Annotated in this window: 16 protein-coding genes and 2 pseudogenes; 8 read left to right on the top strand and 10 right to left on the bottom strand. The window is 43.1% G+C overall.

Going from position 1 to position 21,496, the window contains the following annotated elements; all coding sequences use genetic code 11:
• Window positions 1-221 precede the first annotated feature (221 nt).
• A pseudogene (locus ONZ52_RS11515) lies at window positions 222-2,442 on the top strand (NADP-dependent isocitrate dehydrogenase).
• A gap of 163 nt (window positions 2,443-2,605) precedes the next feature.
• On the opposite strand, the gene ONZ52_RS11510 reads toward ONZ52_RS11515, so the two are convergent.
• Window positions 2,606-4,207, bottom strand: coding sequence for a methyl-accepting chemotaxis protein (locus tag ONZ52_RS11510; RefSeq protein ID WP_265218761.1), 1,602 nt, complete (start codon window positions 4,205-4,207; stop codon window positions 2,606-2,608).
• A gap of 278 nt (window positions 4,208-4,485) precedes the next feature.
• On the opposite strand from ONZ52_RS11510, the gene purB reads away from it, so the two are divergent.
• The 3 genes from purB (at window position 4,486) to ONZ52_RS11495 (ending at window position 7,646) form a co-directional block, all read left to right on the top strand.
• Complete coding sequence (gene purB, locus ONZ52_RS11505; RefSeq protein WP_265218760.1) at window positions 4,486-5,859, top strand: adenylosuccinate lyase; 1,374 nt, start codon at window positions 4,486-4,488, stop codon at window positions 5,857-5,859.
• A 143-nt stretch (window positions 5,860-6,002) separates the two neighbouring features.
• A complete protein-coding gene (locus ONZ52_RS11500; RefSeq protein WP_265218757.1) occupies window positions 6,003-7,205 on the top strand; it encodes a cupin domain-containing protein in 1,203 nt (400 codons plus the stop codon).
• Window positions 7,206-7,229: 24 nt separating this feature from the next.
• Window positions 7,230-7,646 (top strand): GNAT family N-acetyltransferase, encoded by a 417-nt coding sequence (locus ONZ52_RS11495; RefSeq protein ID WP_265218756.1) that lies wholly within the window; start codon window positions 7,230-7,232, stop codon window positions 7,644-7,646.
• A gap of 141 nt (window positions 7,647-7,787) precedes the next feature.
• On the opposite strand, the gene bamJ is transcribed toward ONZ52_RS11495, so the two are convergent.
• The gene (gene bamJ, locus ONZ52_RS11490) at window positions 7,788-8,408 is read right to left on the bottom strand and encodes a BamJ family beta-barrel-assembly machinery protein (RefSeq protein ID WP_265218755.1); all 621 of its coding nucleotides are present in this window, start codon (window positions 8,406-8,408) and stop codon (window positions 7,788-7,790) included.
• A 451-nt stretch (window positions 8,409-8,859) separates the two neighbouring features.
• On the opposite strand from bamJ, the gene ONZ52_RS11485 reads away from it, so the two are divergent.
• The 3 genes from ONZ52_RS11485 to ONZ52_RS11475 all read left to right on the top strand — a co-directional run bounded on the left by ONZ52_RS11485 (window position 8,860) and on the right by ONZ52_RS11475 (window position 11,432).
• Complete coding sequence (locus ONZ52_RS11485; RefSeq protein ID WP_265218753.1) at window positions 8,860-8,997, top strand: hypothetical protein; 138 nt, start codon at window positions 8,860-8,862, stop codon at window positions 8,995-8,997.
• The gene (locus ONZ52_RS11480) at window positions 8,975-9,343 is read left to right on the top strand and encodes a universal stress protein (RefSeq protein WP_265218751.1); all 369 of its coding nucleotides are present in this window, start codon (window positions 8,975-8,977) and stop codon (window positions 9,341-9,343) included. The genes ONZ52_RS11485 and ONZ52_RS11480 overlap by 23 nt, the downstream gene beginning before the upstream one ends.
• An 88-nt stretch (window positions 9,344-9,431) precedes the next feature.
• Window positions 9,432-11,432 carry a DNA topoisomerase III gene (locus ONZ52_RS11475; RefSeq protein WP_265218750.1) on the top strand — a complete coding sequence of 667 codons (2,001 nt, stop codon included), beginning with the start codon at window positions 9,432-9,434 and terminating at the stop codon, window positions 11,430-11,432.
• Between the two features lie 51 nt (window positions 11,433-11,483).
• Here the strand turns inward: ONZ52_RS11475 and ONZ52_RS11470 are convergent, their stop codons facing one another.
• The 7 genes and pseudogenes from ONZ52_RS11470 to exaC all read right to left on the bottom strand — a co-directional run bounded on the left by ONZ52_RS11470 (window position 11,484) and on the right by exaC (window position 19,058).
• Window positions 11,484-12,104, bottom strand: a complete 621-nt coding sequence (locus tag ONZ52_RS11470) for a LysE family translocator (RefSeq protein WP_265218749.1) — start codon at window positions 12,102-12,104, stop codon at window positions 11,484-11,486.
• A gap of 158 nt (window positions 12,105-12,262) precedes the next feature.
• Window positions 12,263-13,045: a hypothetical protein gene (locus ONZ52_RS11465; RefSeq protein ID WP_265218747.1), complete on the bottom strand. Its 783-nt coding sequence runs from the start codon at window positions 13,043-13,045 to the stop codon at window positions 12,263-12,265.
• A 78-nt stretch (window positions 13,046-13,123) separates the two neighbouring features.
• Window positions 13,124-13,813: a hypothetical protein gene (locus ONZ52_RS11460; RefSeq protein WP_265218746.1), complete on the bottom strand. Its 690-nt coding sequence runs from the start codon at window positions 13,811-13,813 to the stop codon at window positions 13,124-13,126.
• Window positions 13,814-13,951: 138 nt separating this feature from the next.
• The gene (locus ONZ52_RS24720; RefSeq protein ID WP_321160305.1) at window positions 13,952-14,395 is read right to left on the bottom strand and encodes an inorganic phosphate transporter; all 444 of its coding nucleotides are present in this window, start codon (window positions 14,393-14,395) and stop codon (window positions 13,952-13,954) included.
• 40 nt (window positions 14,396-14,435) lie between these two features.
• On the bottom strand, window positions 14,436-15,527 hold the full coding sequence (locus ONZ52_RS11455) for an inorganic phosphate transporter (protein ID WP_321160304.1): 1,092 nt from the start codon (window positions 15,525-15,527) through the stop codon (window positions 14,436-14,438).
• Window positions 15,528-15,864: 337 nt separating this feature from the next.
• On the bottom strand, window positions 15,865-17,247 hold the full coding sequence (locus ONZ52_RS11450; protein WP_265218745.1) for an L-serine ammonia-lyase: 1,383 nt from the start codon (window positions 17,245-17,247) through the stop codon (window positions 15,865-15,867).
• Between the two features lie 293 nt (window positions 17,248-17,540).
• Window positions 17,541-19,058: pseudogene (exaC, locus tag ONZ52_RS11445) on the bottom strand (acetaldehyde dehydrogenase ExaC).
• A gap of 309 nt (window positions 19,059-19,367) precedes the next feature.
• Between exaC and ONZ52_RS11440 the strand changes: the two are divergent.
• Window positions 19,368-20,210 carry a helix-turn-helix domain-containing protein gene (locus tag ONZ52_RS11440; protein WP_265218744.1) on the top strand — a complete coding sequence of 281 codons (843 nt, stop codon included), beginning with the start codon at window positions 19,368-19,370 and terminating at the stop codon, window positions 20,208-20,210.
• A 20-nt stretch (window positions 20,211-20,230) separates the two neighbouring features.
• On the opposite strand, the gene ONZ52_RS11435 is transcribed toward ONZ52_RS11440, so the two are convergent.
• The gene (locus ONZ52_RS11435) at window positions 20,231-21,448 is read right to left on the bottom strand and encodes an MFS transporter (RefSeq protein WP_265218743.1); all 1,218 of its coding nucleotides are present in this window, start codon (window positions 21,446-21,448) and stop codon (window positions 20,231-20,233) included.
• Window positions 21,449-21,496: the final 48 nt, after the last annotated feature.

The raw sequence follows: 21,496 nt of genomic DNA, 5'->3' as shown, positions 1-21,496 counted from the left end.
ACAAGACATTGGAAATCTTAGTCAAACATAGGATAACTGAAATCAATTTTGAGTATATCTCAAGGCCAATATCTTAAAAGTGGTTTTTTAAGTTACTATACGGCACAAATTTTTAAATCTGTAAACCAGTTTTCTGTTGAGAAGATTTAAATAAGGGAATGGCGGCGAAAAGTCATCTTCGATTCAAATAGGCAACTAGCCTTAAATGTTAGGGGAATTATATGTCGAAACAAACCATCTATTACACGTTGACCGATGAAGCACCAGCACTTGCGACAGCATCTTTGCTGCCAATCTTTGGCGCGTTTGCAAAAGAAGCGGATATTGAACTAAAACTTACCGATATTTCTTTAGCAAGCCGCATTATTTCTGCGTTTTCGGATCGTTTGCCTGCAGACAAACAAGCAGAAGACGGCCTAAAGTTTTTAGGGGATCTCACCGCCGACCCACAAGCGAACATCGTAAAACTGCCTAACATTAGTGCGTCTTTGCCACAACTTAACGCCGCAATCAAAGAACTTAACGCTGAAGGCTACGGTCTTCCAGAATACCCTGAAAACCCACAAACCGACGAAGAAAAAGACATTCAAGCACGCTACTCAAAAGTACTTGGTAGCGCAGTAAACCCTGTTCTACGTCAAGGCAACTCTGACCGTCGAGCACCAGCGGCTGTTAAAGGCTTCGCTCGCAAAAACCCTCACTCAATGGGCAAATGGAGCAAGACCTCTGTTTCTCACGTTGATTACATGCGTGAAGGCGATTTTTACTCTTCCGAGCAGTCCGTTACTATGGATTCCGCTCAAACCGTTAAAATTGAGTTTGTTGGTCAAGACGGTTCTGTCGAAGTGAAAAAATCACTTCCGCTTCTTGCTGGCGAGATCATCGACAGCATGAATATCAGCACTAAAAAGCTTCGCGCTTTCTTTGAAGCAACATTACAAGAAGCGAAAGAAGACAACATCATGTGGTCTGTGCATTTAAAAGCCACCATGATGAAAGTCTCTCACCCAATCGTATTTGGTCACGCAGTAACCGTTTTCTATAAAGACGTTTTCGAAAAATACGGCGAACTTTTCAAAGAAATTGGCGTTAACCCAAACAACGGTTTAGGTAGCGTATACGACAAGATCCAAAGCCTTCCTGAAGCGAAACAAGAAGAAATCAAACAAGCCATCCAAGACGTTTACAAAACTCGTCCTGAATTAGCGATGGTTGACTCCGATAAAGGTATCACTAACCTACACGTGCCAAGCGACGTTATCGTTGATGCTTCTATGCCTGCAATGATCCGTAACTCTGGCAAAATGTGGGGCCGTGATGGCAAAGCGCACGACGCAAAAGCCGTTATTCCAGACAGCACTTACGCTCGCATTTACCAAGAAACGATCAACTTCTGCAAAACCAATGGTGCATTTAACCCAGTAACAATGGGTACTGTACCAAACGTTGGCCTAATGGCTCAGAAAGCAGAAGAATACGGCTCTCATGACAAAACATACGAAATGAAAGCGGATGGCGTGATGCGCGTTGTGGATGCAAACGGCAACATCCTAATGCAACACAACGTTGAGAAAGGCGACATCTGGCGCGCTTGTCAAACCAAAGACGCGGCTATTAAAGATTGGGTAAAACTAGGCGTGACTCGTGCTCGTCAATCTGATACTCCAGCGGTATTCTGGTTAGAAGATGCTCGTCCGCACGATAACGAGCTTCGTAAAAAAGTAGAAACTTACCTAAAAGATCACGACACAAGCGGTTTAGATATTCGCATTATGTCTTACAACGAAGCGATCCGTTTCTCTATGGAACGCATTATTCGCGGTAAAGATACAATTTCTGTTACTGGTAATATTTTACGTGATTACCTAACTGACTTGTTCCCCATCTTAGAATTGGGGACATCTGCAAAAATGTTGTCCATCGTCCCAATGCTAAATGGCGGTGGCATGTATGAAACTGGCGCGGGTGGTTCTGCTCCTAAACACGTTCAACAGCTTATGGAAGAAAACTACCTTCGCTGGGACTCTCTAGGTGAATTCTTGGCAGTAGCGGTATCTTTCGAAGAGCTTGGCATCAAGCAAAACAACGAGAAAGCAAAAACTCTTGCTAAATGTCTAGACAAAGCCACTGGCAAATTGCTCGACACCAACAAGTCCCCTTCTCGTAAAGTTGGCGAAATCGATAACCGTGGTAGTCACTTCTACCTAGCAATGTACTGGGGCTCAAGAACTTGCTGTGCAAACAGACAATGCGGAAATGGCGGCGAAGTTTGCGCCATTGGCGAAAGAACTGACTGAGAAAGAAGCGACGATCGTTGCGGAACTGACAGCGGTTCAAGGTAAACCAGCAGGTCTGACAGGTTATTACCACATTAACCTAGAAGAAGTCGCTAAGATCATGCGTCCTAGCGCTACCTTCAACCAAGCGTTAGCGTCGCTTTAAATCTATTTGTTAAAGCCAAGTAAATGATAGAAAAGCCCGAGTAACTTAGTTACTCGGGCTTTTCTTTGTCAATTTGATTTGATTTGCTTTACTGCCTAATTGCGACTTATCTCCTATTTATAAACCCTCATATTTCTTCATCAAATCATACCCAGTCTTAAAACTAAACCTTAAAGCTAGAGATAAGATCAGACAACGCCTTCGATTGTCCCAAAACTTGCTTAGCAGCCACATTCGACTGCCCTGCATTTTCATTCGTTAGCTCAGCCTCATCACGAATAGAACGAATACGCATATCAATATTTTCGGCAGCCGCTGTTTGCAACTCCATCGCTGAAGCTATCTCAGTCGCCATAGAAGAAATCCTTCCCATAGATGAAGTAATGGTGTTCAAAGCTTCTTTTGCCTTTAATGATTGCATCACACTTTGCTCAGCTTGCTGTTTGCTCGCCGCCATTACTTGTACCGCATCATGAGAGCCTTTTTGTAACTGTGTAATCATTACCTGAATCTGTTCAGTTGAGTCTTGAGTTCGCTGCGCAAGAGTCCGTACTTCATCAGCCACCACGGCAAAACCACGTCCTTGCTCTCCGGCTCGTGCTGCCTCGATCGCCGCATTTAATGCAAGTAAATTAGTTTGGTCTGCAATACCACGAATCGAGTCTAAGATACTTCCCACATCCGATGTTTCTTTTTCTAATGCCTGAAGTACCATTGAGGTTTTTTCGACACCGTCTGATAATTGCTGAATCGACATAACACTATTGTTAACAACAACATCTACCTCTTTCGCTACACTATCAGACTGTTTTGCCGCTTGTGCTGCCGCATCAGCGCTACTAGCAACATGACGAACCGTTTCTTGCATCTCAGCAACGACATCAGCAATACCAGAAGTCTCACGCTGTAACTCCTGCATACCTGTACTCGTCTTATGCGAAGCCACTAACATTTGTTCTCCAGCAACGGATAATAGTGAAGACTGACCTTGCTGTGTAATAACAAGATCTTGAATTCCCTTAATAAATACGTTGAAGCTGTGTGCCACGGAAGCAAGTTCATCTTTACCATCTGCATCAAGACGAACAGTCAAATCACGGGCGCCAACAGATATATTATGCAAAGATGACTGCAATGAATTTAAATCTGGAAGTATACGTCGACGCAAAATCAGGATTGCTCCGACAATAACAACACCTGATATCAAACTACTAATAAGCGATAAAAACTCTGACTCTTCAAGAGTTTTAATTGAACTGCTGGCACTATTATCAAACTCAGTCGTTAACTCATCCGCTATTTTCTCTAATGAAGCAGCTAAATTCGCTGATTCCTCATCTAACCCTCCAGCGCCTTTCATTAACGCATTTCCCGCTTCTGTACCACTATTTATATAGGAAGAAGCCATCTCTCGGCCGACTTTATATACCTGCTTTAACTGTCTTTCCAGCTGAAGCACTCGATCTTTATAAGCTGGAACGATAATGGCTAACTCTTTAAGTTTTTCCATCGCCTGATTGAGGCTTTCTTCCGCCTCAGGTAAGGCCTCATTACTACGAGTTGCTCCCATATCTGTTAAAAACTGCTGAACTTGTACAACATGATAGCGAGCATCTTTCATCACAGACACAGCACCTGACATAACAACCTGATGACTTATTACCTCTTTATTAAGGCTCAAACTTCTCTGGGTAATAAAATACAGAACGGATAACGCTATCAATACAATTGCAATAACCAAATTCATGATACGACTGATCTTCATGTGCAGCACTTTCCTAAACAGTTTATTAAAAGACTATTCCCATCACCGGCCACCATCATACAAATGAAAAAATATAAAAACATTGCCAATTAACAAATAAACGGACCGGTTAACAAAAAAACACGAAAGTGTATGCCCCTACATTGCAATCAACACAAACTCATCCACACTAATAAAAATTATCTAATACTCGCAAATGTTCAGACCGCCATAGAAGTACGCCCCCCTTTTGCCTATAATAGGCGCTCCCTGAAAACCATGTCCGAGGCGTTATCTCAATGGAATTAACTAGCTTAAATGCAATTTCCCCTATCGACGGTCGTTACGGATCGAAAACAAACGTACTGCGTCGCTCTGTGAGCGAGTATGGTTTGCTGCGTATGCGAGTCATAGTTGAAATTCGCTGGCTACAGGCGCTTGCCAAGCACCCACAAATTACTGAAGTACCCGCATTGAGCCAAGGCGCCAGCGCCTTTCTAGATCAGTTAGCAGACAACTTCAGTGAAGCTGACGCTCAAGCGATTAAAGACATTGAGAAAACTACGAACCACGATGTCAAAGCCGTTGAATACTTCATTAAAAACAAAATGGCCGACAATGCTGAATTAGCCGCTATTTCTGAGTTTGTACACTTTGCTTGTACATCAGAGGACATCAACAACTTATCTCATGCTTTGATGTTGCGTGAAGCGCTGGAAGAAGGCATTACTCCAAAGTTGAAAAACGTCATCAAGGCGATTGAAGACTTAGCTATCGAGCACGCTGAACAGTCCATGCTGTCTCGTACGCACGGCCAAACAGCGTCTCCTACGACCGTTGGTAAAGAAATGGCCAACGTGGCAGCACGTTTGAAGCGCCAATTAAAGCAAATCGAAAACGTTGAATTTTTAGGCAAAATCAACGGTGCAGTGGGTAACTACAATGCCCACCTTTCGGCTTACCCAGATGTAGACTGGCAAGCTCACGCAGAAGCCTTTGTGACGTCTTTGGGTCTAACTTGGAACCCATACACAACACAAATTGAGCCACACGATTACATTGCCGAGTTGTACGATGCGATCTGTCGTTTCAACACCATTTTGATCGACTTCGACCGTGATGTGTGGGGCTACATTTCCATGGGCTTCTTTAAGCAAAAAACCATTGCTGGCGAAATCGGCTCTTCCACCATGCCGCACAAGGTTAACCCAATCGACTTCGAGAACTCCGAAGGTAACTTGGGCATTGCCAATGCGATTATGGGGCACTTGAGCGCTAAATTGCCTATCTCGCGCTGGCAACGTGACCTAACGGACTCTACCGTTTTACGTAATCTAGGGGTGGGTCTAGCACACAGCTTAATCGCTTACCAAGCTACGCTAAAAGGCATCAGCAAGTTAGAAATCAACGCGCCTCGCCTTGAAGCAGACTTGAATGCCGCTTGGGAAGTATTGGCTGAGCCAATTCAAACTGTGATGCGCCGCTATGGCATTGAATCGCCATACGAAAAGCTAAAAGAGTTGACTCGTGGCCGAACGATTGATCAAGCAACAATTGAAGCCTTTGTTGACACCCTAGACATGCCTGAGCAAGCAAAAGCAGACCTTAAAAAACTAACCCCTGCGACTTATATCGGTAATGCCGTTGCACAAGCAAAAGCGATTCGTAACTGATTTTCTCTGTTAAACATCTCAATCGAGCATTGAGACATTTAATGAGTAAATTTAAAAGGGCCGATTTATCGGCTCTTTTTGCCTTTTAAGCCATTAGCTTCTAAGATCATCACCACTTCTTTTGTTCTTTTAATGAGCGATTTATGACAGACCTAAACACCCCATTGACTATTCTTGGCGGCATGACTGCCCAAACCTTTATCGACGAATATTGGCAAAAAAAACCGTTATTAATTCGTGGTGGTCTTGTTGATTTCACTCTGCCATTAGAAGCAGATGAACTCGCAGGTATGGCAATGGAAGAAGAAATTGAATCTCGTATTGTCATCGAAAATGGAATCAGACCTTGGGAAATGCGCCAAGGTCCTTTTACCGAAGATACTTTTGCGACCCTACCTGAAAAAGAATGGACGCTACTGGTTCAAGCCGTGGATCATTGGGTACCTGAAGTCCAAGCATTAAAAGAACAATTTGAGTTTTTACCAAGCTGGCGCCTAGACGATGTCATGATCAGCTACGCCACTGAAGGCGGCAGTGTTGGTCCTCATTACGATCAATATGATGTGTTTTTAGTGCAAGTATCAGGCAAACGTCGCTGGCAAGTTCTCGCGCCAAATGAATACCAAGATTCGGCGATCCCGAACATCAAATTACATATTTTAGATAACTTTCCGGTTAATCCAGACATGGATTGGGAACTAGAAGCTGGCGATATTTTGTATTTGCCACCGAACTTTGCTCACAATGGACGCGCCCTCGACGATGAGTGTATGACCTACTCGATTGGCTTCCGTGCACCTAGCATGCAAGACATTCTCACGGGTGTGCGTGATAAATTGTGTGAAAACGACAACGTCAAAGACCGCTTCGCTGCACCAGAAACACCAAAACGTCAGCACAGTGCGCACATTAGCGAAGACGATATTGAGTATTTGCAAGCACAGCTAGCACGCCTGATTAATCAACCAGACGTATTGGCGGAATGGCTTGGTGAGACCATGAGCGAGAGCAAATACCCTGAATACCTTGAGCCGCTGAATCAAAAAGAACTAAACAACGCCTTTAATAGTGCAAAAAAGGGCCAAGCTTTCATTCGCCCTGGCGATGCACGCCTTTGCTACTATGTTCAACAAGGCTCTGAAGATAAGGGCAAAATTCGTGTATTTTGTAATGGTGAACACCTACTCGTTGACGCAGCACTAACAGGCTTTGTTGAAGCGGTTTGCCATCAAGTTGAATTCGATTTTTCTGGGCTAGATTTGACACAAAACACAGATCTAGAGCCTCTTATACGCTTTCTAATTCGTCAGCAAGGACTTATCGAATTAGCAGCGACGGAAGAATAAAAGGACATTTATTAAGGGAATCACATGAAGGTTTTAACATCAGACTGGAACAGTAGCAAAGATCAACTCACCTTTGTACGCAAACAAGTCTTTATCATCGAGCAAGGCATAGAGCCAAAGGATGAATGGGACGAACTTGATGAAGACGCAGTGCACTTTGTGTCTTTTGGTACAACCGCTGTTCCCACAGGAACGTGTCGCTTAACAGAGAATGGTCAAATTGGTCGACTAGCAGTATTGCCCGCCTATCGACACCAAGGATATGGCGAGATGCTATTAACCCGAGCGGTGAAAGTGGCAAGAGAAATGGGCATTCGTAAGGTGTTTTTGCATGCCCAAGTTGATGTACAAACCTTCTATGAAAAACAAAATTTCCATAGTGATGGCAAAGTGTTTTTAGAAGCCGGCAAAATGCACATTCGCATGGAGCGCGACATTTAGTTGTGATTCATTAAATTGTAGGCCTGATGAGGGAGGAACGACCGTAATCAGGCATTGGATTCAGACCATTCGCCGCTATTTTTTACAGGTAAGCGCCTCGTACCTCGACTCATCCGGCCTACATTTTATTAAACTGTTTTATTAAACAACCGCAATCAGCTCAACATCAAATTGCAACACAGAGAAAGGTTGAATCATGGCGCCCGCGCCTTGAGCACCGTAAGCCAATTCAGCAGGAATAGTAAGACGGTACTTCGCGCCTTCTTTCATCAACTGAAGACCTTCGGTCCAACCTGCAATAACACCCGTTAGAGGGAACTCAATAGGTTCTCCACGAGCAATAGAACTATCAAATACTTGTCCGTCAATCAAACGACCTTCGTAATGGACACGAACAGTTGATTCACGGCTTGGTGTTGCCCCCGTACCTTCTTCAAGTACTTCAAATTGCAAACCACTCTCTGTCGTTTGAACACCGTCTTTGGCCTTGTTTGATGCAAGGAAGTCTTCACCGGCCTTTACGTTTTCTTCAGATGCTGCACGGCTTTTTTCTTCCATTTTTTGCTGTAACTCAGCAAAAGCCGCTTCTAGCTCAGCACCAGGAACACGCATTTCAGCGCCGTTTAGGGCATCCTCAATCGCAGCGAAAAGATGTGCTAGAGACAATTCACCAAGATCACTACCACGGAGTTGATCACCAATTTGACGACCAATACCGTAAGCGATTTTAGCTTCGTTAGAGTCGAACGACAGTTCTGACATGTTTACTCTCTCTTATTAATTAACTAAAAAATTGGACGCACATCATAACATAAGCAGATCTCATGGGCTTGTTTTTCAAACCAATCACCTACCAAAAACATCACTTTAGAAATTTATTAATCATCCCCATAGATTTATTAAATGATATTCATTATCATCTAATAAATCGCGATTCACGAGGAGCGTGTTATGAAATCCAAAAACTTTATCCCATCCCCTAAACAATGTCCCAACAGTAAAAAAACTACGGATTATTGGGGAATGCTGTTTATTGGTTTTATATTTCTATCGTCAATGAGCTGTTTCTTATTTGCAAATCATAGTGATCGACACGCAGCCAACCGCTTGTCGGATTCAGCCCACAAAATAAGCAACACGATCATTGACACAGATCAGAGCAACAAAAGTTAAAAGGATTAAGCTTATAGGTACATAAAAAGAGGATCTTGCCATGTTACCTAAAATAAACACTATTATTTATGCTTGCGATCTAGAAGGCAAAACACAAGCGGCCATGGAGCCTCGTATTAAGCTTAGCCAATACTCATGGCGCAAAAGTCATATTAATGCACGCGGTAGAACCACTTAATGCACAAGCAGCCAATATGATTAATAACTACATGTCTGAAGAAGTAAGAGCCACGATGCGCAAAGACGCCATCAAAGACATCGATACGCGTATGGAAAGACTGCTTTCTGAGTTTATGGAAAAATATTCACAAGAACTGTCTAGCTTAGAGCAAAAACCTGAAACGATGATAGTAAATGGCATTCCTGCCGAATCGATACAGCGTATTGCTAAAGAAAAAAATGCCGACTTAATCGTCATGAATAGCCGAACACATGGCCGCCTAAGTCAAATGATCATTGGCTCAACCGCGAACAAGGTTATTCACACCAGCTCAATACCTGTGCTTGTTGTACCAATAAAATAACCGTTTGAACGATAAAATATCGTTTCGCTCTAGCCACATTTAACTCGGTTCGATACACTTACTGTATATATAAACAGTAAGTGTATTTATGATCCTTTATATTGCCGAAAAACCCAGTCTTGCCCGCGCTATTGCCGCCGCCCTTCCTTCGCCGCAGAAAAAAGAAGAAGGCTGTATTTGGCTACCAAATGGTGACTGCATTAGTTGGTGTATCGGACATTTACTTGAACAAGCGGAACCACACCAATATGATCCTGCTTATAAAACATGGAATTTAGATCATTTACCCATTATTCCCACAGACTGGCAGTGGCAAGAAAAAACCAACACTAAAAAGCAGCTTGGTATACTCAAAAAGCTAATCAAAAAAGCCACCACTCTAGTTCACGCTGGCGATCCTGACCGCGAGGGACAGTTGCTCGTCGACGAAGTGCTTCACTACACCAAGGTGCCCGCACAAAAGCTTAAAAACACACAACGACTTTTAGTGAATGACTTAACGCCCTCAGCTATCAAAAAAGCATTGAATAATTTACGCCTAAATAATGAGTTCGCGGCCTTATCTCGCTCCGCGCTGGGACGAGCACGCGCAGACTGGCTATTTGGTTTGAACTTAACACGAGCCTACACCATTAGGGGGCGTCAAGCGGGCTACCAAGGCGTATTGTCTATTGGACGAGTACAAACCCCTGTGTTGGGCCTTGTTGTCGCCAGAGATAAAGAGCGAGAAGCTTTCATCCCAAAAGACTTCTATCAAGTGTGGGCCAGCATACAAACACCGCAAAACGTTATGTTCCAAGCAAAATGGCTGCCCAGCGAAGCTTGCCAGCCTTATATGGATGAAGAAAATCGTGTACTCAGTTTACCTCTGGCACAAAATGTCGCCCAGCGCATTACCAATAAACCGGCTATTGTTGTAGACGCTCAATACAAGCAGAAAAAACAAGCAGCACCGCTCCCCTACAGCCTGTCAGCACTACAAATAGACGCGGCAAAAGCTTTTTCATTGTCCGCCCAACAAGTGTTAGATACTTGCCAAACACTTTATGAACGCCATCAAATGATCACTTATCCACGATCAGATTGTCGGTACTTGCCAACTCAACAGCACAAAGATGCACCTGTTATTATTGCGGCCTTGGCACGATCAGAAGGAGATCTGCAAGATGGTGCCCAAAAAGCCGATGCGACACGAAAAAGCAAAGCTTGGAATGACAAGCAAGTCACGGCTCATCATGCGATTATTCCAACCACTCTGGCTTATAAAGCATCATCTCTTTCGAAAACGGAAGCTTTGGTATTCAACCTGATTGCTCGCCAATACTTAATGCAATTTTACCCAGAATACGATTACCTATCGTCCTACATCAAATTAGACATTGCCGGAGGCCAATTTGAAGCCAAAGGCAACACACCTATTGCTTTGGGTTGGAAAACATTGTTGCCCAGTCATAACAGAACAAAAGATCCTGATGATGAGAACCAAAATGAACTGCCCAAACTGACCAAAGGCGACGAATTATGGTGTTCACAAGGTCAAGTTCAAGCAAAAGTGACGACACCACCGGCCGCATTTACCGACGCCACTTTATTGTCCGCCATGACGGGCATTAGTCGCTTTGTTACCAATAAAGACATTCGTGCGATTTTAAAAGAAACCGATGGGGTAGGAACTGAAGCCACTCGAGCAAGTATCATTGAGCTACTCTTCAAAAGAAATTTCTTGATAAGACAAGGCAAGCAGATCCATGCTAGCCAGACAGGACGCGCCTTTATTGACTGCCTACCAGCGCAACTGGTCACTCCTGATATGACAGCCCAATGGGAATCAGCTCTGAATAGCATTAGCGTAGGGGAAGCCAGCTATCAGGAATTTATGGCAAATTTAGAAGTGAATTTAAATCAACTGCTTAGTGCATCACGGGAAATGCCAATTTCCGCACTACAACATTTACCCGCACCAACCAAAAAGCCTTTTGCAAAACGCAGAAGTACAGGGACAAGAAAATCAACAGGAGCAAGAAAATCCCAAGGATCAGACACAACGCACTCACAAACAAAAAGACGCCCTAAGGCGTCTTCATCATAACAATGGCGCAATCAGCTCTCTAATCATTTGCGATATCAACCATTAGCAGTATTAGCCAATAGCAAGCCAAACGCCGACACCAATCATCAAAGAACCAGCAATACGATTCATAATTCGCACATTTCCACTCTGCATAAGTATGGCTTTTAGAGTTCTACCGCCAGCGGCATAAATTAACAAACAGATAAATTCAAGCGTCAAAATAATGGCGATTAACACTGCCAGCTGACTGGCTAATGGACGACTTGCATCCAAGAATGGTGGTAACAAGGCGACAAAAAAAGCCCATCCTTTCGGGTTTGCAATAGCCGTCACAAAACCTTGTGATATTAAATCTAACTGTGATGCTGGCTTGCTCCCAACAGCGTCCATTTTGATCGCCATCTTGCCTTTAGAAAGCCACATTTGCAGACCAATAAAAGCCAAATAAGCACCACCAATGTACTTTAATGCCATAAAAACACTAGGATAGTTCAGCAACAAAGCCGCCACCCCAATGGCTGACAAAATAGCCACCGTTGCCACGCCAACAAGTTCACCCAACATCATCCAGAGCGCTCGTTTGACACCAATGGTCATGCCCAGCGTCATGGCTAATGTCATGCACATACCTGGTGTAATAGAAACAAAAAAGAAAGTCGGCACAAATGCCGAAAGCAGCGCTAAATTCACAAAAAGTCCTTATTAAACATGGCATGGAGGAGGAGAAAAATCGCATTATTTATCATAACTAGCAAGAGAATATAATAAAAATGTTTATGTGCCGAAAAGAACAAATGAACAACCGTGATATACACGATCTATCACAACGAAGATCTAAAAAAGAATATTTAAAAGCGCTTTTTGCTTTTAAATGTGGATTCTTCTATAAATTTACTCCATTCATCATCTAACTCTTCTTCGGCCTCACTAGACATATTTTTGTTAATTTCTTCTTCGGCTTTCTGCAATGCCATATCGTCTTCAATCTCTTGCAACAACTCTTGATATTTTTGTACTGTAGACTGTGCCTCTATCATATCTTTTATGGGAGTGAGTTGCGTTAAAGCTTCCTTGTACATATCAATAGCAGATTGCATTTGTCCACTTAAAAACGCTTTACGGGCAAGGTATCCATGGTAGTCCGCGTTGACCTTGTAGTGATAAAAGTTCAACAATTTACTGTAACGATGAACATTGTCTTGATCGATTGTTTTTTCTTTCTGAGACTGAATCAAAAAGGATTTGAGAGAATCAAACAAGCGTTTTACCTCAATGATCAATAACTCATCATTTATTGGCTTAGCACGTCTATTTTGTTTACTCGTCTGAAACTCTGACATTTCTTCAGCTAAATGATTTCGTCGGCGAGATAAGTTAGGGTCTGGTTGTAGTAATAGTAACTGGTCATAAATAGCGATCATTCGAGAAAATAACCACAAACGCATATCTTTAGGTTGATATTGTGGCGGCATATCATCTAAATAACGACGCACTTGGCGCAACTGATTATTCAGTGTGGCCACTTTACGTAATTTTTCTATACGAGCTTGCTCTTTCAACTGTAGAAAAATAGCAAACGCGATAAATCCACCGATAACAAGCAAAAGCACAGTGATGGTAACAGCGGTCATATAATAGGTTATTTACCTTAGTCGTGTTGTAGCTGAATAGCCGTTTTTCTCGTAAAGTAAGCGGTAAAATACATCAACTTACTTTAGCTCGGATTCCGTTTTATTTCTTTTAGCAAATAAAACTTTTTCAACATCTTGTATCATATTTCGTAGACGAACTGCCTCTCTTTGCGCCCCACTAACAGTGGCATTTTTTTCAATTACCGACAGTGCAGCACGATATTTCTCAAGTGCACGGCCTTTTTTATCATTATCTAAATCGTGCCTAGCTTGACGAACCAGCAAATCACGATGAGCCAAAGCGTGTGCGTATCGTATGAGTACAATATGATGCCGAATTATGGTTCGACTCACACCATATTGCTCTGTCAGGTGTCTCAACTCCCTAAGCATTACCTGTAGCGCATTTTGGATTTGTTCAAGTTGCTGCTGACTGGCCACTCTATCTTTAACCATAACGCTCTTTCCAAGCTTCACTTCTGTTAATAACCGTATTAAATACGTTTTTTTAGTCACAAAACTTGATTGAAAATTGGCTGTGATGAGCTGTTCTATCGCTGATAATAAATACTCTAAGATAAATACTTTCGTTTCTTTCGCTAAGTAACGGTCGGAAAGCGTCTCTAACGCATAAAGTAAGCGATCACTACGATTAGATAAAGAAGCAAGCTGTTTTTCTCTTAACTCGCGTTGCTGTTTTCGCCATCGAAACAAAGCCGGCAAAGAGCAGCACACAACAATTAGGGTAACAGCCACTAAGACCAACATACTTGATTTCATTTGTTAATAGTTACCCGAGAGATTAAAACACTAAATACACATAACCTATCTATATAACACAGACCGCACATTAAAAACAAAAAAAGACCAGATAGACTGATCTTTTTTGTTGCGTTGCCACTTCCATTATCGGGAGATAGAAAAACCAAGTAACATATAAAAAATCAATGCAGAGAGTAAAGCTGAAGCAGGAACAGTTATAACCCATGCCGCGGCAATACGTAACAAAGCAGAACGCTTGACCAATTCTTTTTTCGTCGCTTTCTTCAATCCTTTACGCTCTTCAGAAGAGATTGGAGAAGAGGCCTGTGCCGCTTTTAGCTCTTTTAGAATCATACGCTTTTCTTCTACATCCGCCAATTTGAAACGCTTAACAAACTCTTTCGTTTGTTCACCATTATGGCCCGCTGACGCAGAGTGAGAAATAATAGAAGCTAACTTTTTCTCATAAGATTGTTTCAGGTATTCACGCAAGAACCCGACACCAAAAATACCACCTACGGCAATATGAGTAGAACTAACAGGCAAACCAAGTTGAGAAGCAATAATCACCGTAATAGCCGCCGCCATAGCGACACAAAAAGCTCTAGTCTTATCCAGCTCGGTGATTTCAGAACCCCACCGTTTTAATCAATTTAGGACCAAACAACGCTAAACCAACTGCAATACCAATACCGCCAACCATCATGATCCACAAAGGAATAGCAGCAGAACCTGACACAGCTCCCGTCAACAAAGCATCATTTATCGCTGCCAAAGGCCCAATGGCATTGGCGACATCATTGGCACCATGAGCAAAGCTTAATAAAGCAGCCGAAACAATTAACGGAATAGTAAACAAACTGTTTACCGCATCTTTGTCATTGGCTAAGGCTACAGCTGCTTTATCTACGATAGGACGAACGATAAAATACACGGTTAAAGCAATCGCCAAAGCGATCATAGCCGCCGTAATAAAATCGAGTTTCCAAAGTTTGCTAAGACCTTTCAGAATTAAGTAGGTCGAAAAAGACCACACCATGATACCGACTAACAAAGGAACCACTTTTCTTGCAGCATCAATCATATCACTTTTATAAGTAATAGAGCGTTTGATATACATAAGGAAAAGCGCAGCAATTATGCCGCCCATAAGAGGAGAAATCACCCAGCTGGCAACAATGGCAATCATTTTATCCCAGTTAGCAATATCCCAACCACCAGCCGCAATACCGGCACCAAGCACACCACCAACAATAGAATGCGTCGTTGATACTGGCGCACCAAGGTATGTCGCTAAATTAAGCCAAATAGCTCCTGCAAGCAAAGCCGCCATCATGACCCATATAAAGGTTTCTGCATTGCCGATGGCATTGGGATTAATGATGCCATTCTTAATGGTCCCCACCACGGTTCCACCAGCAATTAGCGCCCCCGCGGCCTCAAACACAGCGGCGATCAAAATCGCACCAGTCATAGACAGAGCTTTTGACCCGACCGCAGGACCAACGTTGTTCGCCACATCGTTGGCACCAATATTGACAGCCATGTAGGCACCTATTGCAGCAGCAATGGCTAATATTGACAAGTTAGAAACACCAACACCATTATTGGTTGCATAAAAACCAGACGCTAAAACAAAAGCTAAAGCGATCAATACTCGAATAAACTCATGACCACTCAATAAAGTGGATTCTTCTTTCGGGTTATTTGTAAGATCCATATGGGCTCTTCATTTATGATTAATCTATGCCAAACTCTTGATAAACTAAGGTAAACCTTACGTTATTCAACAAGGTGCCTTCCCAGCACAGTTATAAATTCGGCTCTCAATTCATCCTATCGAACATCTTGTTTATGAAGGCAAATACGGTATGCCTGTCATATATCTGTAAACTATCAAATCGGCGCCATTCTACACTGGGTTTGTGCAGATAAAAACCCCTGTGTCTTTTGCTTAGACAAGGCTAAAAAAAGTGCCCCAAAAGGCACTGATGACAAAAATACTACATAAATATGACCGTTTTATTACAAGATGTTTTTTTCACACCCGCTATTTATTAGCACTCGATGACATTAACAGCCAAACCACCGCGAGATGTTTCTTTGTACTTATCGTTCATGTCTCTCCCAGTATCTCGCATAGTGCGAATCACCTTATCGAGAGACACATAGTGGGTGCCATCACCACGTAGGGCCATACTCGCAGAGTTAATTGCTTTAATGGATGCCATTGCATTACGTTCAATACAAGGCACTTGAACCAAGCCACCAATCGGGTCACAGGTCAAACCTAAATTATGCTCCATACCAATTTCTGCGGCATTTTCTATTTGCTCAGGCGTTCCCCCTGTCGCTGCGGCTAATCCAGCAGCCGCCATCGCACACGCTGACCCGACTTCACCTTGACAACCCACTTCGGCCCCAGAAATAGACGCATTCTCTTTAAATAATAAGCCTATCGCCGCCGCTGTAAGGAAAAAATTAATCACTCCTTCCTCACAAGAACGAGGGCAAAACTCCCAGTAATAATGTAATACCGCTGGAATGATCCCTGCTGCACCATTGGTTGGTGCCGTCACAACTCTTCCGCCTGCGGCATTTTCTTCATTCACTGCAAGCGCATACAAATTAACCCAGTCCATCGCACCTAAAGACGGCGTGATCATATCCATGCGCGTTTTACTGGTAAGATCTCGATACAAACTGGCGGCTCTGCGTTTTACTTTTAAGCCACCAGGTAATATGCCTTCATTACGAATACCTTGCTGAACACACGCCCGCATCACAGCCCAAATAGAAAGAATACCCTGTTTAATTTCTTCTTCTGTGCGCCATGTCTTTTCGTTTTCCATCATGATTTGCGCAATGCTCTTGTCGTGCTCGCGGCAAAGCTGAATGAGGGTTTCGGCATTATGAAAGACATAAGGAAGCTCCGTTGTGTCTTCTACTATCGAAACGTTCCCTTGTTCGTCCTCTTGCACAATAAAACCACCGCCAACCGAATAAAAGGTCGCCTGATGAACTCTCTGCTCATCGGCATCAAACGCCACCAACACCATGCCATTGGCATGAAAATCTAAACGATCAATACGGTGATAAATTAAATCGGTAGCAACCTCAATGTGAAGCGGCTGCTTTGACAATAAATTCAGCTCAGATGAGGCTTCTATGTGCTCAATTCGCTCTTTGACACTACTGGGATCAATACTGTCTGGCAACTCACCTTCAAGCCCCATTAGCACAGCCGTTCCTGTACCGTGCCCTTTTCCAGTTGCGCCAAGGGAACCATATAAATCAATCTTTAAACGCTTGACCTTGGATAATAAATGACGATCTTGCAATTGATGAGCAAATTGGTTGGCCGCGACCATAGGACCAACAGTGTGTGAACTGGAAGGTCCAATCCCTACCTTAAAAAGGTCAAATAAACTGATTGCCATAACCGTTTCCTATGTGACGAATACTGATAAGACCATTGATCCTGACAATATATAACGCAAGATCTCTATAAAGTGAAATTATCACTTATGAGACAAAGTTTCCAATAGGAAACAAGAAGGAAAGCAGATATTTGTACGTAATTTCGGAAAAAAGGCAATTTTTTGGCGCTTCAGGACCATTACAAATCAGCTGGTACCAAGCTGAGATCTAAACAAGTTACACAATAAAACAAAGCCAAAAGACATATAGTATCTTTTGGCTTTTCCCTTTTATACCGGCGTCTTAGGTTAGATCAAAAGAACCCGAGCGGATTAATATCATAGCTGACTAACATGTTTTTCGTTTGCTGATAGTGCTCTAACGCAATTTTATGCGTCTCACGACCAACACCGGATTTTTTATAACCACCAAAAGCGGAGTGGGCAGGATACTGGTGATAACAGTTCATCCAAACACGACCTGCTTCAAGATTACGCCCCATACGATAAGCAAGGTTCGTATCCCTTGTCCAAACCCCAGCGCCCAAACCAAACTCACTGTCATTGGCAATCGCCAGTGCTTCGGCTTCGTCTTTAAAGGTCGTCACACTCACGACTGGTCCAAAAATTTCTTCTTGGAAGATACGCATTTCGTTAGAGCCTTTGAATAAGGTCGGCTGCACATAAAACCCTTTACCTAAACCATCAACCGATTCAATCCCCCTCCAATTAATAACTCTGCGCCCTCTTTCTTACCAATATCAATGTAGCTCATAATTTTGTCGAACTGTTGTTTTGATGCTTGAGGCTCCCACTTGCACATCTGTATCCAAAGGATTACCACGTTTAATGGTCTTCGTTCGCTCGATCACCAAGGCCATAAAATCGTCATAGATGGATTCGTGAATCAAGGCCCGAGATGGACAAGTACAGACTTCACCTTGGTTGAAGAAAGCCAATACCAAACCTTCCACACATTTGCTGATAAAAGCGTCTTCTTGCTGCATGACGTCAGCAAAATAAATATTGGGCGATTTGCCACCTAATTCGACAGTTGAAGGAATAATGTTCTCAGCCGCGCATTTTAAAATATGCGAGCCAACTGGCGTTGATCCAGTAAAAGCAATCTTAGCAATGCGCTTACTGGTTGCCAGCGCTTCACCGGCTTCTTTGCCGTAGCCGTTAACAATATTCAGTACACCTGGAGGTAACAGATCTTGAATCACTTTAACCAATTCTAGAATCGACGCTGGCGTTTGTTCTGCCGGTTTGAGTACCACACAGTTGCCCGCAGCAAGTGCTGGCGCGAGTTTCCATGCTGCCATCAAGATGGGGAAGTTCCAAGGAATGATTTGACCAACTACCCCTAATGGCTCATGAAAATGATAAGCTACAGTATGCTCATCTAGCTCAGCGGTACTGCCTTCTTGCGCTCGCAAACAGCCCGCAAAGTAACGAAAATGATCAGCAGCCAGAGGAATATCAGCATTTAAGGTTTCACGAACCGCTTTACCATTGTCCCAAGTTTCGGCCACGGCAAGAGCTTCTAAGTTTTGCTCAATGCGATCAGCAATTTTTAGCAATATGTTGGAACGATTAGTGACAGATGTTTTACCCCAAGCCGCGCGGGCAGCATGCGCTGCATCTAGAGCAAGGTTGATATCTTCTTCAGTAGAGCGAGGAATTTGGCAAAAAACTTCGCCATTTACAGGGCTAATGTTATCAAAGTATTGCCCCTTTACTGGAGCAACCCATTTACCACCAATGAAATTACCATACTGAGCCTCAAATGTAATAAGACTACCGTTCGTACCAGGTTGAGCGTAGATCATAAAGCTTCTCCATTCTTGTTGTTTTTATGTCAGGTTTTAACATTGATATTAAGAGTAGAAAGAAAGCGAGAAGAAAACTTGCCTGTGAGTCCATGAAACTTGTCTCGCGATCCATTTCTGTTTTGCTTTTATATTGACCCGTAGTAAAGCAAGAGCGATGATGAGAAAAGAAAATTCACCACGCCACACTATTGAAATAAAAATATTAAAACAAAAGAGGTGTGTTAATGAGTCGCTCAATCTCGACAGAAAAAGCGTTATTAAAACATAAGCGCGCGCCCATTCAGTTGGTCGAAAATCGCGTGTGCTTTGCAGGCCCAAATTCTGAGTCTCAGTATTTACGATACCTATGAACAAGCCCAAAAAGTCAGTTTGAAAGCCGATTCACTGCTGTATTGCGGTATGGTAACGGGTGCCAAAGTCATGCACACTAAACATCATGACAACATCCCTTTTCTTCCACATGAATCTTTTATATTGGCTCCCAAAGAAGAAGTATTTATCGACTTCCCTGAAGCTCAGTTTCACAATCCAACGACGTGTCTAACCATTGCCATTTCGCAAGAAAGGGTCGCGCAAATTTGTGATCGCATGAATGATATTATGATCGAGTCTTTGCCTTCAGGCGTCGTACTGGACCCAAATCAACACCTTCACACCTTGCATACGCAGGCAACACAGCAAGTCATAGATCGGCTCACCAGTGATTTTCTGCGTAATGATCCAGATCGAGACTTGCTGGTTGACTTTGGAGTCAGTGAACTGGTCACGCGCATTCTAAGACATCATGGTCGAGACGCCCTATTACGTTTTACACAACATTCGCCCGATGCAAATGGCCTCACTTGCGTTATTCAATGGATAGAACACAATCTCGCGCAACCACTAGACATCTGCCAGCTGGCTAAAATGGCTTGCATGAGCCGCAGCCGTTTCTTTGAAAGCTTCAAACGCCAGCTAGGCTGTACGCCGGTGGAATATCAACATCAACGTCGAATGAGTCGTGCCTACCAACGTTTACAAGAAAAATGCTCAGTCACCGAAGTGAGTTACGAGCTGGGATATTTAAGTTTGAGCCATTTTAGCCGACGCTTTCACCAACACTTTGGCGTGTCGCCTCGTCAGATCGCTCAAAGCAAACTCCATTCATAAAAAGGCCGACTCATCACGATCTAAAACACGTGCCTTAATTTAGAGTGGCAGTAGATGAACACCCCCTGCATAAAAATCAAACTGCACATCAAAGCAAAGAATGGAACCAATTGACCAAGTTGATAAAGTGACGCCAAAATCACCGGCCCTACTGCAGCACCAACCCCTTGCATAGAAGCATTGATACTGGCTAAGCGGCTTTGCTGACTGTCTTTGACCAATAAGGTTTGTGCCGTCACTATCCCAGGGAATAAAAAGCCAAATCCAGCCCCAAATAACCCCATTGCCAACAACACCCCTGCGTAGGAATCTAAGAAAATAAACGCAAACTGAGCGAGCACTCCTACCCCAACACCGCTGAAGATTAAAGTCACCACGCCCAACTGAAACCTAGGCACCAAGATCATTTGCACCAAAATACTAAAACAAGACATGGTCATCATGGCAAAGCCTAACTGATGGGTCGTCTGCGCCACATCTAGCTGAAACCTATCTTGGATCAGAAAGCTCATAATTTGTTGCACCCCCGTCATCGATAGAATCGACAACGAAGACATACATAAAAATGGCATCACAGGCTGAGTAAGCCAATTGATCTTAGGTGGTTTCACAAATTGACGCACATGCTTAGTATCTTTTACAAAAAATACCACCAGTAAAGCGATGCTACCCGCCAAGAAAGCAATGATATAGAAAGGCGCAGTCAATCCTAAACTACTCAATAAAGACGCGAAAGCTGGACCTAAAATCATACCAATACTAAAAGAAGCGCCGATCATCGCAATAGTAGAACTACGATGCTTAACGTCGGTGTGTGCGATTAAATAGGTCTGAATAGAAGGTAAAACACCAGCAATCCCAAGCGAAAAAACAATGCGCAAAGTAAATACTAAATAATAGGTTTGCTCTGCTGATAAATGCTTAACCAAGGCTTCTTGCAGTACAAAGCCTGTCAGCCCAATAGTCATGGCATAGCTACTCATGCCAATAATCACCGAACGTACGCGGCCAATTCGATTAATGATTCCTCCCCATAGAAATGCCGCCACCACAAAGGTTGCCGCCCCAGCGGTAATCAGTGTGCTAATTCGCACATCCGCCAGACCAATCTCACGACCGATAGGGGGTAAAGAGGTAAAAATAAACGATTGCCCAATTCCCACTGCCATTAAACAAGACAACAATAGCCAGCGAGACAAACGCTCATGAAACAAAGAATATGTATCAGAAAAAGTCAATGTGAATCCTTATCATCAAATAGCCTTATGCTTATGCAGTAAACAGGC

The organism is Marinomonas rhodophyticola, assembly GCF_026113935.1.
Taxonomy (GTDB): Bacteria; Pseudomonadota; Gammaproteobacteria; order Pseudomonadales; family Marinomonadaceae; genus Marinomonas; species Marinomonas rhodophyticola.
This window is presented reverse-complemented; position numbering and strand designations above follow the sequence as displayed.

Excerpts from the sequence above, each read along its gene's own strand:
- ONZ52_RS24720 (WP_321160305.1), bottom strand. The coding sequence starts at position 14,395 with ATGGCGGCGGCTATTACGGTGATTATTGCTTCTCAACTTGGTTTGCCT.
- ONZ52_RS11465 (WP_265218747.1), bottom strand. The coding sequence starts at position 13,045 with ATGACCGCTGTTACCATCACTGTGCTTTTGCTTGTTATCGGTGGATTT.
- bamJ (WP_265218755.1), bottom strand. The coding sequence starts at position 8,408 with ATGTCAGAACTGTCGTTCGACTCTAACGAAGCTAAAATCGCTTACGGT.
- ONZ52_RS11500 (WP_265218757.1), top strand. The coding sequence starts at position 6,003 with ATGACAGACCTAAACACCCCATTGACTATTCTTGGCGGCATGACTGCC.
- ONZ52_RS11510 (WP_265218761.1), bottom strand. The coding sequence starts at position 4,207 with ATGAAGATCAGTCGTATCATGAATTTGGTTATTGCAATTGTATTGATA.
- ONZ52_RS11455 (WP_321160304.1), bottom strand. The coding sequence starts at position 15,527 with ATGGATCTTACAAATAACCCGAAAGAAGAATCCACTTTATTGAGTGGT.
- ONZ52_RS11450 (WP_265218745.1), bottom strand. The coding sequence starts at position 17,247 with ATGGCAATCAGTTTATTTGACCTTTTTAAGGTAGGGATTGGACCTTCC.
- purB (WP_265218760.1), top strand. The coding sequence starts at position 4,486 with ATGGAATTAACTAGCTTAAATGCAATTTCCCCTATCGACGGTCGTTAC.
- ONZ52_RS11495 (WP_265218756.1), top strand. The coding sequence starts at position 7,230 with ATGAAGGTTTTAACATCAGACTGGAACAGTAGCAAAGATCAACTCACC.
- ONZ52_RS11480 (WP_265218751.1), top strand. The coding sequence starts at position 8,975 with ATGCACGCGGTAGAACCACTTAATGCACAAGCAGCCAATATGATTAAT.
- ONZ52_RS11475 (WP_265218750.1), top strand. The coding sequence starts at position 9,432 with ATGATCCTTTATATTGCCGAAAAACCCAGTCTTGCCCGCGCTATTGCC.
- ONZ52_RS11485 (WP_265218753.1), top strand. The coding sequence starts at position 8,860 with ATGTTACCTAAAATAAACACTATTATTTATGCTTGCGATCTAGAAGGC.
- ONZ52_RS11460 (WP_265218746.1), bottom strand. The coding sequence starts at position 13,813 with ATGTTGGTCTTAGTGGCTGTTACCCTAATTGTTGTGTGCTGCTCTTTG.